The sequence below is a fragment of the Streptomyces sclerotialus genome, from assembly GCF_040907265.1.
GTDB classification, from domain to species: domain Bacteria; phylum Actinomycetota; class Actinomycetes; order Streptomycetales; family Streptomycetaceae; genus Streptomyces; species Streptomyces sclerotialus.
This window is the reverse complement of sequence record NZ_JBFOHP010000002.1, coordinates 870,285-890,028: the sequence shown is the minus strand read 5'-3', so window position 1 is coordinate 890,028 and position 19,744 is coordinate 870,285. Positions and strand designations below refer to the sequence as shown.

The 19,744-nt window shown below is 73.9% G+C and carries 17 protein-coding genes; 8 read left to right on the top strand and 9 right to left on the bottom strand.

Annotation, left to right across the window (positions count from 1 at the left end; all coding sequences use genetic code 11):
* Nucleotides 1–28 precede the first annotated feature (28 nt).
* The 3 genes from AAC944_RS04040 to AAC944_RS04030 form a co-directional block, all read right to left on the bottom strand.
* Nucleotides 29–442: a DUF2795 domain-containing protein gene (locus AAC944_RS04040; protein WP_030606361.1), complete on the bottom strand. Its 414-nt coding sequence runs from the start codon at nucleotides 440–442 to the stop codon at nucleotides 29–31.
* A 189-nt stretch (nucleotides 443–631) separates the two neighbouring features.
* On the bottom strand, nucleotides 632–1,672 hold the full coding sequence (locus AAC944_RS04035) for an SDR family oxidoreductase (RefSeq protein WP_030606363.1): 1,041 nt from the start codon (nucleotides 1,670–1,672) through the stop codon (nucleotides 632–634).
* A 79-nt stretch (nucleotides 1,673–1,751) separates the two neighbouring features.
* A complete protein-coding gene (locus AAC944_RS04030; protein WP_030606365.1) occupies nucleotides 1,752–3,296 on the bottom strand; it encodes an FAD-dependent oxidoreductase in 1,545 nt (514 codons plus the stop codon).
* Nucleotides 3,297–3,440: 144 nt separating this feature from the next.
* On the opposite strand from AAC944_RS04030, the gene AAC944_RS04025 reads away from it, so the two are divergent.
* The 7 genes from AAC944_RS04025 to AAC944_RS03995 all read left to right on the top strand — a co-directional run bounded on the left by AAC944_RS04025 (nucleotide 3,441) and on the right by AAC944_RS03995 (nucleotide 13,308).
* Nucleotides 3,441–3,863: a DUF2267 domain-containing protein gene (locus AAC944_RS04025; protein ID WP_051871234.1), complete on the top strand. Its 423-nt coding sequence runs from the start codon at nucleotides 3,441–3,443 to the stop codon at nucleotides 3,861–3,863.
* 302 nt (nucleotides 3,864–4,165) lie between these two features.
* Nucleotides 4,166–4,723 (top strand): hemerythrin domain-containing protein, encoded by a 558-nt coding sequence (locus AAC944_RS04020; RefSeq protein ID WP_030606369.1) that lies wholly within the window; start codon nucleotides 4,166–4,168, stop codon nucleotides 4,721–4,723.
* A 145-nt stretch (nucleotides 4,724–4,868) separates the two neighbouring features.
* Nucleotides 4,869–7,985 carry an FAD-binding and (Fe-S)-binding domain-containing protein gene (locus AAC944_RS04015; protein WP_078888193.1) on the top strand — a complete coding sequence of 1,039 codons (3,117 nt, stop codon included), beginning with the start codon at nucleotides 4,869–4,871 and terminating at the stop codon, nucleotides 7,983–7,985.
* 18 nt (nucleotides 7,986–8,003) lie between these two features.
* Complete coding sequence (locus tag AAC944_RS04010) at nucleotides 8,004–9,827, top strand: thiamine pyrophosphate-requiring protein (RefSeq protein WP_030606375.1); 1,824 nt, start codon at nucleotides 8,004–8,006, stop codon at nucleotides 9,825–9,827.
* Nucleotides 9,827–10,954, top strand: coding sequence for an enolase C-terminal domain-like protein (locus AAC944_RS04005; protein ID WP_030606377.1), 1,128 nt, complete (start codon nucleotides 9,827–9,829; stop codon nucleotides 10,952–10,954). The genes AAC944_RS04010 and AAC944_RS04005 overlap by 1 nt, the downstream gene beginning before the upstream one ends.
* Nucleotides 10,955–10,998: 44 nt before the next feature.
* Nucleotides 10,999–12,906 (top strand): glycoside hydrolase family 15 protein, encoded by a 1,908-nt coding sequence (locus AAC944_RS04000; RefSeq protein ID WP_037771013.1) that lies wholly within the window; start codon nucleotides 10,999–11,001, stop codon nucleotides 12,904–12,906.
* Nucleotides 12,907–12,975: 69 nt separating this feature from the next.
* Entirely contained in the window at nucleotides 12,976–13,308 is a 333-nt protein-coding gene (locus tag AAC944_RS03995) for a hypothetical protein (RefSeq protein WP_030606384.1), read from the top strand.
* Nucleotides 13,309–13,350: 42 nt separating this feature from the next.
* Here the strand turns inward: AAC944_RS03995 and guaD are convergent, their stop codons facing one another.
* Genes guaD through AAC944_RS03980 form a run of 3 tightly spaced genes read right to left on the bottom strand, consistent with a single transcriptional unit; the run spans nucleotide 13,351 to nucleotide 15,797 of the window.
* Nucleotides 13,351–14,727 carry a guanine deaminase gene (gene guaD, locus AAC944_RS03990; RefSeq protein ID WP_051871235.1) on the bottom strand — a complete coding sequence of 459 codons (1,377 nt, stop codon included), beginning with the start codon at nucleotides 14,725–14,727 and terminating at the stop codon, nucleotides 13,351–13,353.
* Between the two features lie 39 nt (nucleotides 14,728–14,766).
* Nucleotides 14,767–15,285: a MarR family winged helix-turn-helix transcriptional regulator gene (locus tag AAC944_RS03985; RefSeq protein ID WP_030606389.1), complete on the bottom strand. Its 519-nt coding sequence runs from the start codon at nucleotides 15,283–15,285 to the stop codon at nucleotides 14,767–14,769.
* Between the two features lie 17 nt (nucleotides 15,286–15,302).
* Nucleotides 15,303–15,797, bottom strand: a complete 495-nt coding sequence (locus tag AAC944_RS03980; protein ID WP_030606392.1) for a DUF5709 domain-containing protein — start codon at nucleotides 15,795–15,797, stop codon at nucleotides 15,303–15,305.
* A gap of 722 nt (nucleotides 15,798–16,519) precedes the next feature.
* On the opposite strand from AAC944_RS03980, the gene AAC944_RS03975 reads away from it, so the two are divergent.
* Nucleotides 16,520–17,806: an MFS transporter gene (locus AAC944_RS03975; protein WP_030606398.1), complete on the top strand. Its 1,287-nt coding sequence runs from the start codon at nucleotides 16,520–16,522 to the stop codon at nucleotides 17,804–17,806.
* Between the two features lie 133 nt (nucleotides 17,807–17,939).
* On the opposite strand, the gene AAC944_RS03970 is transcribed toward AAC944_RS03975, so the two are convergent.
* The 3 genes from AAC944_RS03970 to AAC944_RS03960 all read right to left on the bottom strand — a co-directional run bounded on the left by AAC944_RS03970 (nucleotide 17,940) and on the right by AAC944_RS03960 (nucleotide 19,726).
* Nucleotides 17,940–18,590 carry an HhH-GDP family DNA glycosylase gene (locus AAC944_RS03970; protein WP_030606401.1) on the bottom strand — a complete coding sequence of 217 codons (651 nt, stop codon included), beginning with the start codon at nucleotides 18,588–18,590 and terminating at the stop codon, nucleotides 17,940–17,942.
* Nucleotides 18,591–18,622: 32 nt separating this feature from the next.
* Nucleotides 18,623–18,742, bottom strand: a complete 120-nt coding sequence (locus AAC944_RS03965; protein WP_281179349.1) for an LPFR motif small protein — start codon at nucleotides 18,740–18,742, stop codon at nucleotides 18,623–18,625.
* Nucleotides 18,743–18,805: 63 nt separating this feature from the next.
* The gene (locus AAC944_RS03960; RefSeq protein ID WP_030606404.1) at nucleotides 18,806–19,726 is read right to left on the bottom strand and encodes a polysaccharide pyruvyl transferase family protein; all 921 of its coding nucleotides are present in this window, start codon (nucleotides 19,724–19,726) and stop codon (nucleotides 18,806–18,808) included.
* Nucleotides 19,727–19,744: the final 18 nt, after the last annotated feature.

Sequence of the window (19,744 nt, the reverse complement as noted above, 5' to 3'; positions counted from 1 at the left end):
CGTGCGCGCCCGGGTCCGCCGCTGCGGTTCAGGTACGGCGCTCCTCGGTGCCGAGGCCGAGCGCCCGCGCGATGTCCTGCACGTTGCCGAACTGCTGCCCGCCGGGCAGGTTCTCGGCCCGCGCCAGGATGCTGTCCGGCGCGTTGTTGCTGCGCAGCGAGTCCAGCACGGTGGTTCGGTCGGCGGGGTAGATGCTCGGTTCCAGGTGGCGGGCCAGCTCCGACCGCAGCTCCACGTCGCCGCCGGACATCCCCGGGGGTGTGCCGCCTTCGAGGGTCCCTTCCGGGGAGCGCTGCACCGCGGGCTGGTCCTCACCCGCGGGCTCGGCTTCGTGCTCCTCCTCCACCCGGATGCCGCGATTGGCCTGCAGCTCGCCCTTCAGGCGCTTCTTCACCTCGTCGTCGTGCAGCGGGCTGTCCGGCCCGCTCCCCTTGTCCGCCATGTCGTCCTCCAGAGGATCGGTGCTTGCGGGCTTGCCTGCCGCCGGAGCCGTCCGCGGCGCGCACGGTGGCGCGGTGACCTGCCGGCGGCGCTCCCGGAGTGCCCGTCACCGCGGCCGCGGAAACCCGTGACGATCAGGTTCGGCCCAACGGCGCAGCAACCCCGGCGGCGGCCCGGCGCACCCGGCCCGTCAGGCGGTTTTCGGCCGGCTCGCCAGGGGCGGCGTGGGCGCTCCGCTCTCGTTCCGCAGCCCGCTCAGCAGCGCTTCGACGGCCTCGGTCGCGGTGCGCTCCGGCCGCCAGCCCAGCTCCTCGCGCGCCCGGCGGCAGTCCATCAGCGGCAGCCCCAGCACCGCGTCGAACAGGTGCGGCGAGGCGCGTACCAGCCGCAGCCGCCAGCCGGTGCCGAGCGCTGCCCGGGCGGCCGCCGCGGGCATCCGTACCGTACGGGCCTTCAGCAGCCGGGCGAGGAAGGGCATGTCCACCGGCGGTTCGGCCGCGAGGTTGAAGGCGCCGCGTGCCTCACCGAGGACGGCCAGCCGGTAGGCGCCGGCCGCGTCGTCGGTGTGCAGCACCTGGAAGCGCAGGCCCGGGATGTCCGGCAGGAACGGCAGCAGCCCGGGACGGGCCAGCTTGCCGAGCTGCGCGGGTGTCGCGACGCCGCCGAAGATCCGCCGCTGCTCGGACGCCGACTCCTCCTTGAAGAGGAACCCCGGGCGCATGCGGACCACCCGCATGTCGGGGTGGTCCCGCTCGAAGCCGTCCAGGACCCGTTCCAGGTACGCCTTCTCGCGGCAGTAAGCGGCGTCCGGCCAGCCGTGGGTGGGCCACTCCTCGTCCACCTTGTGGTCCTTGGGGCCGGGGGAGTAGGCACCGACCGAGGACGCGTGGACCAGCGCGGGCACGCCGGCCCTGGCCGCCGCCTCGAAGACCCGCATGCTGCCGAGGACGTTGGTGCGCCAGGTCTCCGGCGGGCGGTGGGTGGGCTGGAAGGCCCAGGCGAGATGTACCACGGCGGACGCGCCCGCGAAGTCGGCGGCGAGGTCGTACGCCTCGTCCGCGATGTCGGCCGCGGTCCATGTGGTCTTCTCCGGCGAGCTGCGCGGCATGCGGCGCGCGACGCAGTGGACCTCGTCGACCTGCGGGTCCTCACTCAGCACGCGGACCACACTGGTGCCGACGTTACCGGTGGCGCCGGTCACCACGACCCGCCGCTGGGAAGCACTGCTCATCAGCTGTTTCCTCTCTGCCGCCGACGCGTCGGCGAGGCGGACGGAAGGTGCCCGTCCTGGGTGCCCCGCGGGCCCGCCGTTACACGTCGGTGCCGATGTCCAGCTGCTCCAGCGGGTGCAGCGCCGGACCTTGGAGTACGGTGCCCTCCGTGCCGAAGCGGGAGCCGTGGCAGGGGCACTCCCACGCCGTCTCCGCCGCGTTGAACGCGACCAGACAGCCCAGGTGGGTGCAGCGGGCCGAGACCGCCTGCACGGTGCCGTCCTCGTCCCGGTACACCGCGCACCGCCGGCCGTCCACCCGTACCACCGCGCCGGTTCCGGGCGGAATGTCCGCGACCGAGTCGACGTGCGTGGTGCGCAGCCGGTCGCCGATGAAGTGCAGGCCGACCTTCGCCTGGTGGCTGAGGAAGGCGGGCGCCTCCCGGACCGGACCCCACAGCCGCCGCGGGTCGTACAGCCCGGCCCACGGCGGCGGGTCCCCGGCGATCAGCCCGGCGATCAGGCGGCCCGCCATCACACCGCCGCTCAGCCCCCAGCCGCCGAAGCCGGTGGCGACGTAGGTGTGCCGGGCGCCCGGGTGGAACGGCCCGACCAGCGGCACCGTGTCGGTGGAGTCGTTGTCCTGGGCCGCCCACCGGTAGGCGACCTCCGTGCCGGGGAAGTTCCGCTCGGTCCAGCCGGCGAGCTTCCGGAACCGCTCGACGGTGTCGCCCGTACCGGGGGTGAAGGTCTCGCCGGTGACGACGAGCAGCCGCCGGTCGTCGCCGTACGGCGCGGTGCGTACCGAGCGCTTGCCCTCCTCCTCGGTGATGTACATCCCGCCGATGTCCCGGCCGGCCTCGATGGGCGCGGCGACCACCAGCTCCCGGCGCGGCGAGAGCCGGGTGAACAGCAGGGCCCGGTCGAACACCGGGTAGTGCGTGGCGACGACCACCTCGCGGGAGGTCACCGTCGCGCCGGTCTCGGTCGTCACCCGGCAGGGCGAGCCCTCGTGCAGCCCGGTGGCGCGCGTCCGCTCGTACACCGCACCGCCGTGTCCCCGCAGGTCCTCGGCGAGCGCCAGCAGGTACTTGCGGGGATGGAAGAGGAGCTGGTCCTCGACGCGCACCGCACCGGCCACGTCGAACGGCAGCCCGGTCTCGGTGACGTACGAGGCCGGCAGGCCCGCCTCCTGCGCGGCGTCGGCCTCGGCGCGCAGCTGGTCGGTGCCCGCCGGGTCACGGACGTAGGTGAACGCGGGGAACCGCTCCAGCTCGCAGTCGATGCCCAGCTCCTGCGCGACCTCGGCGACCCGCTCGACCGCGCCCTGCTGGGAGACGGCGTACTGGAGCGCGGCTCCGCTGCCACGGGTGCGGCGCAGCCGGTCGTAGACCAGGGTGTGCAGCGCGGAGAGCTTGGCGGTGGTGTAGCCGGTGACGCCCGCCGCGATCCGGTCCGCTTCGAGGACGACGACGCGCCGGCCGGCTCTCGACAGCTCCCACGCCGTGCAGAGCCCCGCGATGCCGCCTCCGATCACCGTCACGTCGGCTTCGGTGTCCTCGGTGAGCGGGGCGTACGAGGTGGTGTGCGCGCTGGCCATCCAGTACGACTCGTCGATGCCGGGAAGATCTGAGATGTGGGACATGCGGGGACGGGTGCCCCTCCCCGGCCTGGCCGAAGCCTGCCGGTGCGGGGATGCGCCCGTACGGAGGGCGACGGCCGCCGCGCGTCGGTGCGGGACGCGGGCCCGCCCTGCGCATGGGTTGCGGCTCCGGGCGGGAGCCGCACCATGGAAGGGACCAGAGGAGGCGGCATCATGGGCGGCGACCTGCTCGCGGCGGTGCGGACCTCGGGGCGCTACCGGACCATGGCGGAGGCCGAGCGGGCCGTCCGGCACATACTGGTGGCCTTCGCCGGCCAGCTCACCGGCGCGGAGCGCGTCGCCTTCCTCCGGTCGCTGCCGCCCGAGGCCGCGCGGATCGTCGCCGGTGACATAACGGACGAGCGGCGGCGGACCGCCTGCGAGTTCGTGGACCGGTTGGCGGCCCGCACGGAGGGCGCCACGCACGCGACCGCGCGCTGGGACGCCAGCACCGTCCTCACCGCCGTCGGCGCCCATCTGGGGGAGGAACTGCTGCAACGCATCCTGGCGCAGCTGCCCCGCGGGTACGCCCTGCTGTTCGGCCGGGCCGATCTGACCCCGATGGCCTGACGCGCCCCTCCCGCACCAGCCCTGACCTGCCGGTATCGGCGAATTTTCGGCGCGCGGAGGTTTGCCCGCCGCGGTGCATGGGACCCGGACGTCGGCCATGGGCTCCCATGGGGATGGGAAGCGCCGGGCCGGTGACCGTCGAACCGGCCCGGCGCGCAGTCCTTTACGGATAAGTCGGCCATTCGGCCCAATCCTTCCCGATCGGTCGAGTTGCGGCGTTACGGGACTGAGGTATCGGGAACTCGTCCGATGGCGCCCGGAAGGTCCGGTCCGCGCCGCTTCCAGGAAAGGTGGCAGTACTCATGGGTCACGGCGGCGACGTCATCCAGGAACTGACCACTGACCACCGCGAGGTGACCGAGCTCTTCCGACGCATCGAGGGCGCCGTCCCCGGGTCGGAGGAGCGCAAGCGGCTGGCCGACGAGCTGACGATCGAGCTGGTCCGGCACTCGGTGGCCGAGGAGCAGCACCTCTACCCGGCGGTGCGCAGGCACCTCCCGGACGGGGACGCGCTCGCCGACAAGGAGACAGCCGACCACGGCCGGGTGGAAACACTGCTGAAGAGCCTGGAGAAGACCGGGGCCGAGCATCCCGACTTCAGCCACCTCGTCGTCAAGCTGCGCACCGAGGTCACCGAGCACGTCAGGGACGAGGAGGGCCGGCTCTTCCCGCAGCTGCGTGACGCCTGCCCGCAGGAGGAGCTGGACGAGCTCGGCGAGAAGATCCGCAGCGCGAAGAAGACGGCGCCCACCCGGCCGCACCCCAAGGCCCCCAGCACCCCGCCCGCCAACAAGCTGCTGGCCCCCGGCGCGGGACTGGTCGACCGGGCCCGGGACTTCGTCACCGGGCGCGGCAAGTAACCCCGGTCCGGGGCCGGACCGCCGGCCCGCCGCGGCTTCCCGGTACGCCCGCCCCTGTGCCGCCGGCGGGCGTTCCGGCGGCACAGGGGCGGGCGGCCCGGCGACGGCGGCGGTGCCGAGGCGGAGACGGACGAGGAAGGTGACCATGGCCCCGAACGAACGAGCGGCGCTGACCGACCGCAAGCGCGCGGTGTCCGGCGGGACGGACCTGGACGTGGCCGCGCTGGAGCGGGCGCTGCGCGAGCGGGTCGACGGCGAGGTCCGCTTCGACGCGGGCAGCCGGGGCGCGTACGCCACCGACGGCTCGAACTACCGGCAGGTACCCATCGGCGTGGTCGCTCCGCGCGACGTGGAAGCGGGCGCCGCGGCGGTCGAGGTCTGCGCGGAGTTCGGCGCTCCGGTGCTCTCCCGGGGCGGCGGCACCAGCCTGGGCGGCCAGTGCACCAACACGGCGGTGGTCATCGACTGGACGAAGTACTGCCACCGTCTGGTCTCGGTCGACCCGCAGCGCCGCACCTGTGTCGTCGAGCCCGGCATCGTGCTGGACGACCTCAACCGGCAGCTGGCGGAGCACGGCCTGAAGTTCGGGCCCAAGCCGTCCACGCACAGCCACTGCGCACTCGGCGGCATGATCGGCAACAATTCCTGCGGCGCCTCGGCGCAGGCGTACGGCAAGACCGCCGACAACGTGCGTCGCATGGAAGTGCTCACCTACGACGGCACCCGGATGTGGGTCGGGGCCACCACCGACGCGGAGTTCGAGGAGGCCGTCGGGGCCGGCGGCCGCAGGGGCGAGCTGTACCAGGGGCTGCGCCGCATCGCCGACCGCTACCTGGCCGACATCCGGCGCGGCTATCCGCGCATCCCGCGCCGCGTCTCCGGCTACAACCTCGACGCGCTGCTCCCGGAGAACGAGTTCCACCTCGCCCGCGCGCTGATCGGCAGCGAAGGCACGCTGGTCACCGTCCTGCACGCGGAGCTGGACCTGGTACCGGTACCGGCCGCCGAGGCCATACTGGTCCTCGGGTACGACGACATCTGCGCCGCCGCCGACGACGTGCCCCGGCTGCTGAAGCACTGCCGTCCCACCCAGCTGGAGGCGCTGGACGGGCGGATGGCCCAGCTCATGCGCGAGGAGGGCGCCTTCCTGGACTCCCTCGAACGGTTCCCCGAGGGCGAGAGCTGGCTGCTGCTGCAGTTCAGCGGCGACAACCAGGAGGACGTCGACGGGCAGGCGTGCGATCTGCTGCACGCGATCAACCGCAGCGAGGGCGACCCCGACGTGGCGTTCTCCGACGACCCCGAGCGCGAGCAGAAGATGCTCAAGGCCCGCGAGGCCGGGCTCGGCGTGACCGCGCGGCCCCCGGACGACCGCGAGACCTGGGAGGGCTGGGAGGACTCCGCCGTACCGCCCGACAAGCTCGGCGACTACCTGCGCGACCTCAAGCGGCTCTTCGCGGAGTTCCACTACGACCACCCGTCCCTCTACGGGCACTTCGGCCAGGGCTGTGTGCACACCCGTATCCCCTTCGACCTCAAGACCGCCGAGGGCGTCGCCGCGTTCCGGGAGTTCCTGCACCGCGCCGCCGACCTCGTCGCCTCCTACGGCGGGTCGCTCTCCGGCGAGCACGGGGACGGGCAGGCCCGCGGCGAGCTGCTGCCGAAGATGTTCGGCGAGCGGCTGGTCACCGCGTTCGGCGAGCTCAAGGCGCTGTTCGACCCGGACGACCGGATGAACCCCGGCAAGGTCGTGGCGCCCTACCGGGTGGACGAGAACCTCCGGCTCGGCGCCGGCTGGCGCCCCGACAGCCACGAGACGCACTTCGGCTACCCCGAGGACGACCACTCCTTCACCCGCGCGGTGATGCGCTGCGTCGGCATCGGCAACTGCCGCACCCACTCCGGCGGCGTGATGTGCCCCTCGTACCGGGCGACCGACGAGGAGGAGCACTCCACCCGCGGGCGTGCCCGGCTGCTCTTCGAGATGCTCGGCGGGCACGCCGACTCGCCCGTCACCGACGGCTGGCGCTCCACCGAGGTCAGGGACGCCCTCGACCTCTGCCTGGCCTGCAAGGGCTGCAAGTCCGACTGCCCGGTCGGCGTCGACATGGCCACCTACAAGGCCGAGTTCCTCGCGCACCACTACGAGGGGCGACTGCGGCCCGCGGCACACTACTCGATGGGCTGGCTGCCGCTGTGGGCCCGGCTCTCCCGGGCGGCGCCACGGCTGGTCAACGCCGCGCTGAGCGCGCCCGGCATCGGACGGCTCGGGAAGCTCGCGGCCGGCGTCGCCGGGGAGCGCACAGCGCCGGTCCTCGCCGAGGAGTCGTTCGTCCAGTGGTGGCGGGCGCGCAAGGCGCCGGAGCCCGACCCCGCCGATCCCCGCACGGTCCTCCTCTGGCCCGACACCTTCAGCACGTACTTCCACCCCTCCATCGCCAAGTCGGCGGTGCGCGTGCTCGAGGACGCGGGCTTCCGCGTCACCGTGCCCACCCAGGCCGTGTGCTGCGGGCTGACCTGGATCTCCACCGGGCAGCTGCGCACCGCCAAGCACGTGCTCCGCCGCACCCTGGACGCCCTGCGGCCCTGGCTGGAGGCCGGTACGCCGGTCATCGGGCTGGAACCGTCCTGCGCGGCCGTCTTCCGTGCCGACGCGCCCGAACTCCTGCCGGAGGACGAGGACGTCCAGCGGCTCGCCGGGCAGTTCCGCACCTTCGCGGAGCAGCTGCTGAACCACGCGCCCGACGACTGGCGGCCGCCCCGGCTGGCCCGTACCGCCACCGTGCAGACCCACTGCCACCAGCACGCCGTCCTCAAGGACGACGCCGACCGGGAGCTGATGCGCCGGGCCGGCATCCAGGCGGAGGTGCTGGACGAAGGCTGCTGCGGGCTGGCCGGCAACTTCGGTTTCGAACGCGGCCACCACGACCTGTCGATGAAGGTCGGCGAGCTGGGCGTGCTGCCCGCCGTACGGGACGCGGCGCCCAGCGCCCTGGTCCTCGCCGACGGGTTCAGCTGCCGTACCCAGATCGAGCAGGGCGGCACCGGGCGGCGCGCGCTGCACCTCGCCGAGGTCCTCGCGCTCGGTCTCGACGGGCCGCTGCCCGCCACCCGGCCCGAAGCGCTCGCGCAGCGGCCCGACGTCAGCGCCCGCGACGGCCGGCTGCTCACCGCGGGCGCGCTGGCAGCGCTCGGCGCCGCGGCCGTCCTGGCCGTCCGGTCGGCCCGCCGCTCGCACCGCACGTCACCCACCGGAAAGTGAGAGGTATACCAAGTGTCGATCAAGGTGTCCGACTACATCCTGCAGCGGCTGCGCGAGTGGGACGTCGACCATGTCTTCAGCTATGCGGGTGACGGCATCAACGGCCTGCTCGCCGCCTGGGGGAGGGCCGACAACAAGCCGGAGTTCGTCCAGGCGCGGCACGAGGAGATGGCCGCTTTCGAGGCCGTCGGCTACGCCAAGTTCTCCGGCCGGGTGGGCGTCTGCGCCGCTACCTCCGGGCCCGGCGCCATCCACCTGCTCAACGGCCTCTACGACGCCAAGCTCGACCACGTGCCCGTCGTCGCGCTCGTCGGCCAGACCAACCGCAGCGCCATGGGCGGCTCGTACCAGCAGGAGGTCGACCTCGCGAGCCTCTACAAGGACGTCGCCTCCGACTTCTGCGAGACGGTGACCGTCCCCGAGCAGCTGCCCAACGTCATCGACCGGGCCATGCGCACCGCGATCGCCCGGCGGACCGTCACCGCGGTCATCATCCCGGCCGACGTGCAGGAGCTGGACTACTCCCCGCCGCAGCACGCGTTCAAGATGGTGCCCTCCAGCCTGGGCATGGCCGACTACGCCCCGCTCCCCGCGAAGCCCGCCATCGCCGACGCCGCCAAGGTCATCAACGAGGGCGAGAAGGTCGCGGTCCTCATCGGGCAGGGCGCCCGCGGCGCCCGCGCCGAGGTCGAGGAGCTGGCCGACGTCACCGGCGCGGGCGTCGCCAAGGCGCTGCTGGGCAAGGACGCGCTGCCGGACGACCTGCCGTACGTCACCGGCGCCATCGGCCTGCTCGGCACCCGGCCCTCGTACGAGCTGATGATGGAGTGCGACACCCTCGTCGTGATCGGCTCCAGCTTCCCGTACACCCAGTTCATGCCCGAGCTGGACCAGGCACGCGCCGTCAACATCGACATCGACGCGCACATGGTCGGCATGCGTTACCCCTTCGAGGTCAACCTCGTCGGCGACGCCAAGGAGACACTGCGGGCGCTGCTGCCGCAGCTGAAGCGGAAGAAGCACGGCGACTGGCGCAAGAAGATCGAGAAGAACACCAAGCGCTGGTGGGAGGTGATGCAGCGGCGCGCCGCCGTGGACGCGGACCCGATCAACCCCGAGTACGTCGTGCACGCACTGGACGCGCTGCTGCCCCACGACGTGATCCTGGCCGCCGACTCCGGCTCCGCCGCCAACTGGTACGCGCGCCATCTGCGGATGCGCGGCGCCATGCGCGGCTCGCTGTCCGGCACCCTGGCCACCATGGGCCCCGGCGTGCCGTACGTCATCGGCGCCAAGTTCGCGCACCCCGAGCGGCCCGCGCTGGCCATCGTCGGTGACGGCGCGATGCAGATGAACGGCATGGCCGAGCTGATCACCGCGCGCAAGTACTGGCAGCAGTGGTCCGACCCGCGGCTCGTCGTCGCCGTCCTGAACAACGAGGACCTCAACCAGGTCACCTGGGAGATGCGCGCGATGTCCGGCGCCCCGCAGTTCGAGCCCTCGCAGCACATCCCGGACGTGCCGTACGCCGACTTCGCCCGCTCCATCGGCCTCGGCGGCGTCCGCGTGGAGAAGCCCGGTGACGTGGAGTCCGCCTGGCGCCAGGCGCTCTCCGCCGACCGCCCGTTCGTCATCGACTTCCGTACCGACCCGGCCGTGCCGCCGATCCCGCCGCACGCCAGCTTCGACCAGATCGAGGCCGCAGCGGCCGCCGTCCTCAAGGGCGACAGCGACCGCGGCAACGTCCTCAAGCAGGGCATCAAGGCCAAGATGCAGGAGATGCTGCCCGGCCACCGGCACCGCGAGGACCGGCCCGGCGCCGACGACGACCGCAACGCGTGATGGCAGCTGAGCACGAAGGGGGCACCGAACCCCCGGTGGAGTCGGTCGGGACGGCGGTCTACACCGTCCCGACCGACGCTCCGGAGGGCGATGGCACCCTCACCTGGGACTCCACCACGCTGGTGCTGGTGACCGTGCGCTCGGGAGCCACCACCGGCTTCGGCTGGACCTACGGCGCGCCCGCCACCGCACAGGTCGTCACCGGCCAGCTGGCGGACGTGGTGACCGGCCGCTGCGCCCTCGACGTGCCGGCCGCCAACGAGGCGATGCACCGGGCCGTCCGCAACGCCGGACGGCCCGGCCTGATCGCCGGGGCGGTCTCGGCCGTCGACCTCGCGCTGTGGGACCTCAAGGCCCGGCTGCTGGACCTCCCGCTGGTCCGGCTGCTCGGGGCCTGCCGGACCGATGTACCGGTGTACGGCAGCGGCGGCTTCACCACGTACGACGCCGGGCAGCAGGAGCGCCAGCTGCGGCACTGGGTCGAGGAACAGGACATCCCCCGCGTCAAGATCAAGATCGGGGAGTCGTGGGGGAGCGCCACCTGGCGCGACGCCGAGCGCGTCACCGCCGCCCGCCGCGCCATCGGCGACACCACCGACCTCTACGTCGACGCCAACGGCGGCTACTCCCGCAAGCAGGCCGTCCGGGTCGCGGCGCACCTCGCGCAGCAGGGCGTCACCTGGTTCGAGGAGCCGGTCTCCTCCGACGACCTCACCGGCCTCGCCCACGTCCGCGCCGCCGTCACCCCCGACGTCACCGCCGGCGAATACGGCTACACCCTGCCGTACTTCGGGCACCTGCTCCGCGCGGACGCGGTGGACTGCCTGCAGGCCGACGCCACCCGCTGCGGCGGCCTCACCGTCTGGCTGCGCACCGCCGCGCTCGCCGAGGCCAACGGGCTGGAGCTGTCCGGCCACTGCGCGCCGCACGTGCACGCGCACGCAGCCGCCGCCGTGCCCAACCTGCGGCACCTGGAGTGGTTCCACGACCACGTACGCATCGAGAACCTGCTCTTCGACGGCGCCCTCGACCCGGCCGGCGGCAGCATCCGGCCCGGCGCCGACGGGGCACCCGGACACGGGCTCACGCTCCGCGCCGACCTGGCCGAGCAGTACCGCACCGGCTGAACCGCCCCACCGAGCACACTCCGCACCACCCCCTCCGGAGACCGATGAGCACCGTCGAACCGCCCGAAAGCCACGCCTTCCCGCCGCAGGCGCTGCGCGACTACGCCGTACTGGCCGACGGCGAGCGTGCGGCGCTGGTCGGCCCGCGCGGCGAGATCTGCTGGCTGTGCGCCCCGCGCTGGCACGACGAGGCGGTCTTCGCCACCCTCATCGGCGGGGGCGGGACGTACGCGGTGACCCCGGAGGAACGGTACGTGCCGGGCGGGCACTACGAAGAGGGCACGCTGATCTGGCGCAGCCGCTGGATCACCCAGAGCGGCATCGTCGAGTGCCGGGAGGCGCTCGCGTACCCGGGCGACCCCGGCCGCGTCGTCCTGCTGCGCCGCGTCGAGGCCTGCCAGGGCCCGGCCCGCCTGCGGGTGGTCCTGCACCCGCTGGCCGGCTACGGCGCCGCACCGCTGACCGAGCCGCACCGCGACGAGCACGGCGTGTGGACCGCCCGGGCCGGCGGCCTCCACCTGCGCTGGACGGGCGGCGCCACGGCCCGCCTGACGGACGCCCCGACGGACGCGGGTGCGGAGGCGGCCGTCGGCGTGCACACGGAGACCGGCGGTACCGACGCGCGTACCGGCACCGGCCGGGGCACCGGTTCCCGCCGCGCCACCCGCCTCGTCCTCGACCTGCGGCTCGACGCCGGGCAACGGCACGACCTCGTCCTGGAGATCGGCCGCACCCCGCCGCCCGGCCCGCCCCCGGAGCCCGGCGCCGCCTGGGCCCGTACCGAACAGGCCTGGCGGGAGGCCGTGCCCGCGCTGGACGACACCATCGCCGCGGGGGACGCCCGGCAGTCGTACGCCGTGCTGTGCGGCATGACCGGCGCGAGCGGCGGGCTGATCGCGGCAGCCACCACCAGCCTGCCCGAACGCGCCGAAGAGGGCCGCAACTACGACTACCGGTACGTGTGGATCCGCGACCAGTGCTACGCGGGCCAGGCCGCGGCGGCGGCCGGGCAGTACCCGCTGCTCGACGCGGCGGTCCGCTTCATCGGCGCCCGGCTGCGCGAGGACGGCCCCGAGCTCAGCCCGGCGTACACGGTCGACGGCGGTCCCGTACCCGACCAGCGGGAACTGGACCTGGCCGGCTACCCCGGCGGTTACGACCGGATCGGCAACCGCGTCAACCGGCAGTTCCAGCTCGACGCCTTCGGCGAGGCACTGCTGCTGTTCGCCGCCGCGGCCCGCGCCGGCCGGCTCGACGGCGACGGCCGCAAGGCCGCCGAGATCGCCGCGGACGCCGTCGCCCGCCGCTGGCAGGAACCGGACGCGGGCATCTGGGAACTGGAGCCCCGCGCCTGGACGCACAGCCGCCTCATCTGCTCCGCCGGGCTGCGCGCGATGGCCGCCGCCGGACCGCCAGGCCCGCAGGCGCGCAGGTGGACCGAGCTCGCCGACACCCTCCTCGCCGCCACCACCGCCACCGCACTGCACCCCGACGGCCACTGGCAGCGCGCCGCCGACGACCCGGCCCTGGACGCGGCACTGCTGATACCGGCGCTGCGCGGCGCGCTGTCCGCCGACGACCCGCGCACCCGCGCCACACTGCAGGCGTACACGGAGCGGCTGACCGACCACCACTACGCCTACCGGTTCCGGCACGACGACCGGCCGCTGGCGGCGGCGGAAGGCGCCTTCGTGCTCTGCGGCTTCGCGATGGCGCTGGCGGAACACCAGCAGGGCAGGGAAGTTGAGGCGTACCGCTGGTTCGAGCGCAACCGCGCCGCGTGCGGCGCGGCGGGGCTGTACGCCGAGGAGTACGACATCACGCAGCGTCAGTTGCGGGGCAACCTGCCGCAGTCGTTCGTGCACGCCATGATGCTGGAGTGCGCGGTCCGGCTGGCCGGTGCCGACGGCGTGCCCGAACGGCCCCCCTCCTCTCGCGGACCGCGCAGGTGAGAGGTGGAGTGGAACGTGCCACCTGCCCGCGCTCCCGGCGGGCCGGGGCCGACCACGAGGAGACGTGACATGCCGCGAGGTTCCAGCAACAAGCGCGAGCGACAGTACGAGCACATCAAGGAGGGCGCCCAGAAGCGCGGCACCTCCACCGGCCGCGCGAAGGAGATCGCCGCGCGCACGGTCAACAAGGAGCGGGCCCGCTCGGGCGAGTCGAAGACCGCGAGCAAGACCTCCACCCAGGACCGGAAGTCCGCGCCGCAGCGCGGCGGCCAGCGCTCCGGCAACCGTACGGGCCCGCAGGGACCGACCAGGGACCAGCTCTACGCCGAGGCCAAGAAGAAGAACATCGACGGCCGTTCCTCGATGAACAAGGACGAGCTGGCCAAGGCCCTCGGCCGCTGACCGGCCGGTACGCCGGCCATCGGGCCGGCCCCCGGTTCCGTCCTACGGGGCGCCCTCGCCCCGCCCCGCCGGCGCCGTGTCCCGGTCGTGGGCGAGGCGTCCCGCCACGTACGTGGCGCGGACCACGCGGTCGTCGCCCATCGCCGCGAGCACGAACAGCAGCTCCTCGATGTCCTCGGTGCGTGCGGCGCGCCGGGCGAGCAGCGGGGTGGCCCGGGGATCGAGCACCGCGAAGTCCGCCTCCTGGCCGGGCGCGAGGGAGCCGACGGTGTCCGCCAGGCCGAGCGCCGCGGCCCCGCCCCGGGTGGCCAGGTGGTACGCCTGCACGGTGTCGACCGGGGCGCCGCGCACGGCCGCGACCTTGTACGCCTCGTACAGCGTCGACAGCATCGAGAAGGTGGGGCCCGCGCCGACGTCGGTGCCGAGCCCGACGGTCACCGGGCGCGGCCCGCCGGCGGTCTCGCGCAGCGGGAACAGTCCGCTGCCCAGGGCGAGGTTGGAGCCGGGGCAGTGGGCGAGGGCCGTGCCGGTGGCGGCGCAGCGGTCGCGTTCGGCGGGGGAGAGGTGGACGCCGTGCGCGAGTACCGCGCCCGGCCCGAGCAGCCCGTAGTGGTCGTAGATGTCGAGGTAGCCGGCCCGGCCGGGGAAGAGCGAGCGGGCCCACTCGGCCTCGTCCGGGGTCTCCGAGACGTGGGTGTGCAGGAGGGCGCCGGGGTGCTCCCGCCACAGCGCGGCGGCCGCTTCCAGCTGTTCCGGCGTGCTGCTGGGAGCGAAGCGGGGCGTGATCGCGTACCGGGCACGCCCCTTGCCGTGCCAGCGTTCCAGCAGCGCCTTGGACTCCTCGTAACCGCTCTGCGCCGTGTCGAGCAGCGCGTCGGGTGCGTTGCGGTCCATGAGCACCTTGCCGCAGACGATACGGAGGTTCCGCCGGGCGGCCGCCTCGAACAGCGCGTCGGCGGAGCCGGGGTGGACGGAGCCGAAGACCAGGGCCGTGGTGGTGCCGTTGCGCAGCAGCTGGTCGCAGAAGGCGGCGGCGGCCTCGCGGGCGTACCGGCCGTCGGCGAACCGCTCCTCCTCGGGGAACGCGCGCCGCTCCAGCCAGCCGGTCAGGTCGGCGCCGGTCGCCGCCATGACATCGGTCTGCACGCCGTGCACGTGGGTGTCGACGAAGCCGGGGACGACGACGTGGTCCGGATAGTGCGCCGGAGTGACGCCGGCGGGCAGCCGGTGGCGCAGCGCCGCGTGGTCGCCGACGGCGGTGATCCGGCCGTCGGTGCAGATCAGCAGCGCGTCGGGCGTGTACGTGAACGCCGCGTCGCGGCCGGTGCGGAACGGGTCGTCGAGGAAGCGGACGAGCGGGCCGCGTACGGCGGTGGTGTTCTCGCCGGTACGGGCCCGGGTGTCGTCGGCGGTGGTCATGGCGGACAGCTCCGGGGATCGGCGTGGGCCGGGCCGCCGTCAGGGGGCGCCGGGAGGGGCCCAGCCCAGGGGATAGGGATCGGCTTCGACGGCCTGCGCCGCGGGTTCACCGGCGGCGCAGGCGAAGGCGGTCAGCGCCGCCACCAGTTCGGCGCGCCGGGGCGCCGGCATCCGCGCGACGATCTCCGCGATCTCGGCGTGCCGCCGCGCGGTGACCTCCTCGACGATGCGCCGCCCCTCGCCGGTCAACTGCAGAATCGTTTCTCGACGGTTGTGGGGATTGACCTCGCGACGCACATGACCGGCCGCGATCAGCCGGTCGACCATGCGCAGCGCGGTGGAGGGGTTGACGCCCAGCAGCTCCGCGACGGTCACCAGCTTGGCGCCGCCGTGCGCGGACAGCACGACCAGCAGCCGGAACTGCGGCAGCGTCACCGTCCCCTCGATGGCGGCCAGCGAGCGCGCCGAGACGGCCACCAGCACCCGGGACGCGGTCAGCACGGCACGCGTCACCGCGTCCACGTCGTCCTCGTGTGCCTGTCCCGCGCCCTCGCTCATGCCCCCTTTCTACCGCCTCAGCGCAGCGGCGGGGACTGGTCGTCGTTGACGTTCTCGTCGTCCACGACGTGCATCGCGGCCTCCTCCGCGCCCGCGGCACCGCCGTCGATGCCCACGTCCCGGGCGACCACGTCGTTGGCGTTCCGGCCGCGGTCGGGGTAGCCCTGGTCGCCGCCGACGATCCGGCCGGCCCGGTCCTCGCCGACCTGCTCGTCCACCGGCTCGCCGTCGCTGTCCACCTCGTCGCCGATGCCGTCGCCCTCGGGCGGTGTCACGTCCGGCACCTCCTCGGCGAGCCGCTCGTCCAGGCTCTCGCCCTCGCGCTGCTCGTTCGCCGTGGTGCCCGTCTTGTTCACCCCGAGAGGCTTCTCGGGCGGCGAATAGCCCTGGTCCAGCTGCTCATCGGCGTCCGGCTCGTCGAGGGCGTCCTCCATGTCGAGGTCGTCGGGCTTGGCCGCCACTTCGTAGGCGGGCGGCTGGTAGACCTCGTCACCCATCGCCTCGTCGGACATGGCCGCTCTCCTCTCCTGGACCGCCGTTCCGCGGGATCTCGCCGGTGCCTTCCCCGGTGTCCTCCGGTGCCTTCTTCGGTGTCTTCTCCCGGCCCGTGCAGCACGGGTGCCCGTTTCTGCACCGGTGCACCCCACCCTGCGGAACCGTCACATATCGCGCAAACGCAACTTCGGGCTGTCAGCGAGTACCCGCCTGCCACCGGTCCACCGCCCGCTGTGAGAATCCGCACCCACTCGGCGGAACCCTTGGGGCGCAAGGGATGCGCGACAGGGTGACGGCCATCGCACCCGCAGGGCGTTTCGCCGGCCGCACCGGTGTGTGAAAGTCGGATCTCGTCGTGCCCGGGGCGTGCACCGTCCGCCCCGGCCCGGCACCGACCGATCTCGGCACCCCGGCCCGCCGCCGCACGCAGTCGTGCCCGCGCGCCAGCCGAGCCGCTTTCCGAGCCTGACGGGCTCTTCACGAAGTGTCTTCCGCTGTGCCTTCTCCCGTCCTTGCTCCCGAGCCCACGCCCGGGCAGACGCCGTCCGCGCACCCGTCCGCCGCCGCGGACCCCGCCGAACCCGTCGCCGAGCCGGGCGAACCCGCCGGCGATCCACGCGGCGGCAAGGCCCCCTCCGCGGTCCGCCGGTACACCGCCAACCTGCGTTACCTGTTCGGCCGCGGCCGTACGCGCGACGGCGGCGACCACGCGCCCTGGCGCTCGCTCCGCTACCGCAGCATGCGCTGGTGGTCGGTGGCCAACCTGGTCTCCAACGCCGGCACCTGGATGCAGCTGACCGTGCAGAACCTGCTGGTGCTGCAGCTCACCGGCTCCGCGGCCGCCACCGGCCTGTCACTCTCCGTACAGGCCGGCCCCGGTCTGCTCATGGGCCTCTTCGGCGGCGCCGCCGTCGACCGCTGGCCCCGCAAGCTCACCGCCGCGGTGAGCCAGGGCGTGCTGGGCCTGGTGGCCTTCGCCACCGCGTTCCTCGTGGCGACCGACCAGCTCAACTACGGCCTGCTCATGGCGCTGTCCGCCGTGACCGGTCTGATCGCCACGGTCGACGGGCCCGCCACCGCGCTGCTCGGCAACGACCTGGTACGCCGGGAGGACGTCCCCTCGGCCATCGCGGTCGGCTCGCTGGTGCACAGCGTGGGCCGGCTGGGCGGTACGGCGCTGGCCGGTGTGGCCGTCGGCGTCCTCGGCACGGGCGCCGCCTACGCCGCGAACGGCTTCTCCTTCCTCTTCGTGGCCGCGGTCATCCCCTTCCTCCGCCCGGTCGGCAAGGCGCTGCGCGCGGGGGGCGAGGACACCGGGTCGCAGCAGGCGAAGGTGAGCCTGGAGAAGGCGCCCGAACCCGCGGCCGCGCCCGCCGAGGCGGACACGGAGCCCGCCATGACGGCCCGCGAGGGCATGGCCTTCTTCCTGCGCCGTCCCCGGCTGGTCGCGCTGGCCGTGATCACCGGCCTGAGCGCGATCTTCGGCCGGAACTACCAGCTGACCCTGGCCGTCCTGGTCACCGGGCCGCTCAGCGCGGGCGCCGGCGCGTTCGGCACGGTCTCCTCCGTCCTGGCCGCCGGTGGCATCGTCGGCGCGATCCTCGCCGCCCGGCTGCGCAGCCCCTCGGTCAAGCTCGTCGGCGCGCTGGCCGCCGCCGGAGCGCTGCTCCAGATCGTCGCGGGGCTCTCGCCCTCGCTGATCTTCCTGCTGGTCCTCGTGCTGCCGATGTCGGTGGTGGAAGCGGTGTCCGACACCGCGGGCACCACCGTGCTCCAGACCGACCCGCCGGCGAACATGCGGGGCCGGGTGCTCGGCGTCTGGCGGAGCCTGAGCACCGGCTGGGGCCTGGTCGCCCCGCCGCTGCTGGGCCTCCTGATGGAGTGGGCCGGTGCGCGTGGCGCGCTGGTGCTGGGCGGCCTGATCATCGCGGGTGTGACCGGCGTGGGCGCGCTGCTGCACACCCGCAAGGGCACTCTCCTGCGGACCGCTCCGGCCACCGCGGAGGCCTACCGGACCGCCGCCTGACGGCAGGAACGCAGGTACCCCGACCGGACGAAGGGGCCGGGACACGCACGTGTCCCGGCCCCTTCCGCATGTACGCTCCGGTGCAGCATGTCCCCTCCGGGGCAGCGTGTCCGCTCCAGGGCGTCCGCCGCGATCAGGAGGTCTCCTCCGTCACGTCCTCCACCACGGACTTCTCCAGTGCGGCGCGCACCAGGGCGGCGGCGAAGGCGGCGGTGTCCTTGCCGGGCACCAGCCGTGCCAGCGCACCGGAATCCTTCGGCAGGCCGAGCCGTTCCGCACCCTGGACGGCCTTGGCGTCGATGTACGGGACGAGGTCCGGCCAGACGGCCTGGGCCTCGCGCAGGAAGATGTCCGCGCCGGCCGGGCCGAGTCCTGGCACCTTCTGCAGCAGCTCACGCAGCCGGCCCACGTCGCCGCCGGCCTCGTCGCGGAGTTTCCGCAGGTCACCCTGGTAGTCGTCGAGCAGCAGCTGGGCGCCGTCGCCGAGCTGGGTGGCCGTGCGCTCGTCGTACCGGCGGTAGCTGCCCCGGCCCAGGGCGTCCACCCGCTGCTGCCAGGTGGCGTCCCGCATGCTCCGGGCGTCCCGCATGCCGGCCTCGAAGAGCTCACGGGCCGCCGCGACCGCCACCGAGGCCCGGATACGGGCGCTGAGCAGGCAGGACAGTACGAGCAGCTGGTAGAGGGGCTGCGGGGTGTCGCGGAGCTTGATGCCTGCTTCCGCGGCGTACGTCCGCCCGTGCGTCTTCAGCAGGGCATGCGCGGTCTTCCGCTGGTCACCCGTCATGCCTGCACTCCTCGTGAGGTCGGGGGCGGGGGCTAGTGGGCGCCTCGCGAGGCGCCGCCGAAGAGCCGGGCGAGCGCACGGAAGGGGAGCGTCACCACGGCGGCGATGGTGCTGCCGATGGCCCGCAGTACGTCGGCGATGGCGCTGAGCACGATTCCTCCTCATACAGGACGGACTGTTCCTGTCCCTCGGGTTACCGGAATCGCGGAACGTAATCATGGCCGGTGGGCCCCGCGGGCCCGCTCCATGAGCCGCGCCCGCCGCCCGGCCGCCGCGCGGCCCGCGGGGGAGAGGCACCACTCCCACCACCGGTCCAGCGTCCCCGGCGTGACGCCGTCGGCGGGCAGGACGGCGGGCCAGCGCAGCGCCCGCGCCTGGGCCGTGACCTTGGCGCCGCCCAGTACGGGATCGACGACCAGCGCCGGGGTGCCGGCGCGCAGCGCCAGCACCATGCCGTGCAGCCGGTTGGTGAGCACGGCGTCGAGGCGTGCCGCGAGCCCCATGAACTGTTCGGGGGTCGCGCAGTGCCGCCAGTCGTCGATCGCCAGCCGGGTGTCGGCGGCCACCCGTGTGCAGTCCAGCCGGGTGAGCCACTCGGCCAGCCGCTCACCGACCGTGTCGTGCCGCCGCCGGTCGGCGTACTCGCCCTGCCCGTAGGTCAGCACCACGCCCACGACGGGTGGCACCGGGTGCACGGGTGCCGAGGCGGCCAGGTCGACGGTGGGCGCGGCGGCCGGCTCGTCCCGCGCGAAGACCCGGTCGAAGCCGGTCACCGCGGGGTCGGCGGGGTCGATGACGCTCACGCCGACGGCGAGCCGCCGGCAGCCGGCGAACTGCCGGTGCAGCCGCCGCACTTGCTCGCCGTGCGCGGGTCCGCAGGTGAAGAGGACATGGCCGTAGGCGGCGGGGTCGGCGGCGTCCAGAGGCATCCGGTCCGGTGCGAAGCCCCGGCTCCAGGCGGTGTCGTGGGAGATGCCGCACGCCGTGAGCGCCTCGGACACCCGGCGCTGGGCCAGCGCGTCACCGACCGTGACCTCGCCGTCGTCGAAGCTGAACCACCCGGTCAGCAGCGTCCGTCCGGGGCCACCGGGGCGAGAGAGCAGATCGTCGGTGAGGGCTCGAAGCGGTGGGTGCATGGGAAGTTTGCTCCTTCG

Bases quoted from the DNA above. Each gene is read 5' to 3' on its own strand.
- AAC944_RS04040 (WP_030606361.1), bottom strand. From the start codon at position 442: ATGGCGGACAAGGGGAGCGGGCCGGACAGCCCGCTGCACGACGACGAG.
- AAC944_RS04035 (WP_030606363.1), bottom strand. From the start codon at position 1,672: ATGAGCAGTGCTTCCCAGCGGCGGGTCGTGGTGACCGGCGCCACCGGT.
- AAC944_RS04030 (WP_030606365.1), bottom strand. From the start codon at position 3,296: ATGTCCCACATCTCAGATCTTCCCGGCATCGACGAGTCGTACTGGATG.
- AAC944_RS04025 (WP_051871234.1), top strand. From the start codon at position 3,441: ATGGAAGGGACCAGAGGAGGCGGCATCATGGGCGGCGACCTGCTCGCG.
- AAC944_RS04020 (WP_030606369.1), top strand. From the start codon at position 4,166: ATGGGTCACGGCGGCGACGTCATCCAGGAACTGACCACTGACCACCGC.
- AAC944_RS04015 (WP_078888193.1), top strand. From the start codon at position 4,869: ATGGCCCCGAACGAACGAGCGGCGCTGACCGACCGCAAGCGCGCGGTG.
- AAC944_RS04005 (WP_030606377.1), top strand. From the start codon at position 9,827: ATGGCAGCTGAGCACGAAGGGGGCACCGAACCCCCGGTGGAGTCGGTC.
- AAC944_RS04000 (WP_037771013.1), top strand. From the start codon at position 10,999: ATGAGCACCGTCGAACCGCCCGAAAGCCACGCCTTCCCGCCGCAGGCG.
- AAC944_RS03995 (WP_030606384.1), top strand. From the start codon at position 12,976: ATGCCGCGAGGTTCCAGCAACAAGCGCGAGCGACAGTACGAGCACATC.
- guaD (WP_051871235.1), bottom strand. From the start codon at position 14,727: ATGACCACCGCCGACGACACCCGGGCCCGTACCGGCGAGAACACCACC.
- AAC944_RS03985 (WP_030606389.1), bottom strand. From the start codon at position 15,285: ATGAGCGAGGGCGCGGGACAGGCACACGAGGACGACGTGGACGCGGTG.
- AAC944_RS03980 (WP_030606392.1), bottom strand. From the start codon at position 15,797: ATGTCCGACGAGGCGATGGGTGACGAGGTCTACCAGCCGCCCGCCTAC.
- AAC944_RS03975 (WP_030606398.1), top strand. From the start codon at position 16,520: ATGCGCTGGTGGTCGGTGGCCAACCTGGTCTCCAACGCCGGCACCTGG.
- AAC944_RS03970 (WP_030606401.1), bottom strand. From the start codon at position 18,590: ATGACGGGTGACCAGCGGAAGACCGCGCATGCCCTGCTGAAGACGCAC.
- AAC944_RS03960 (WP_030606404.1), bottom strand. From the start codon at position 19,726: ATGCACCCACCGCTTCGAGCCCTCACCGACGATCTGCTCTCTCGCCCC.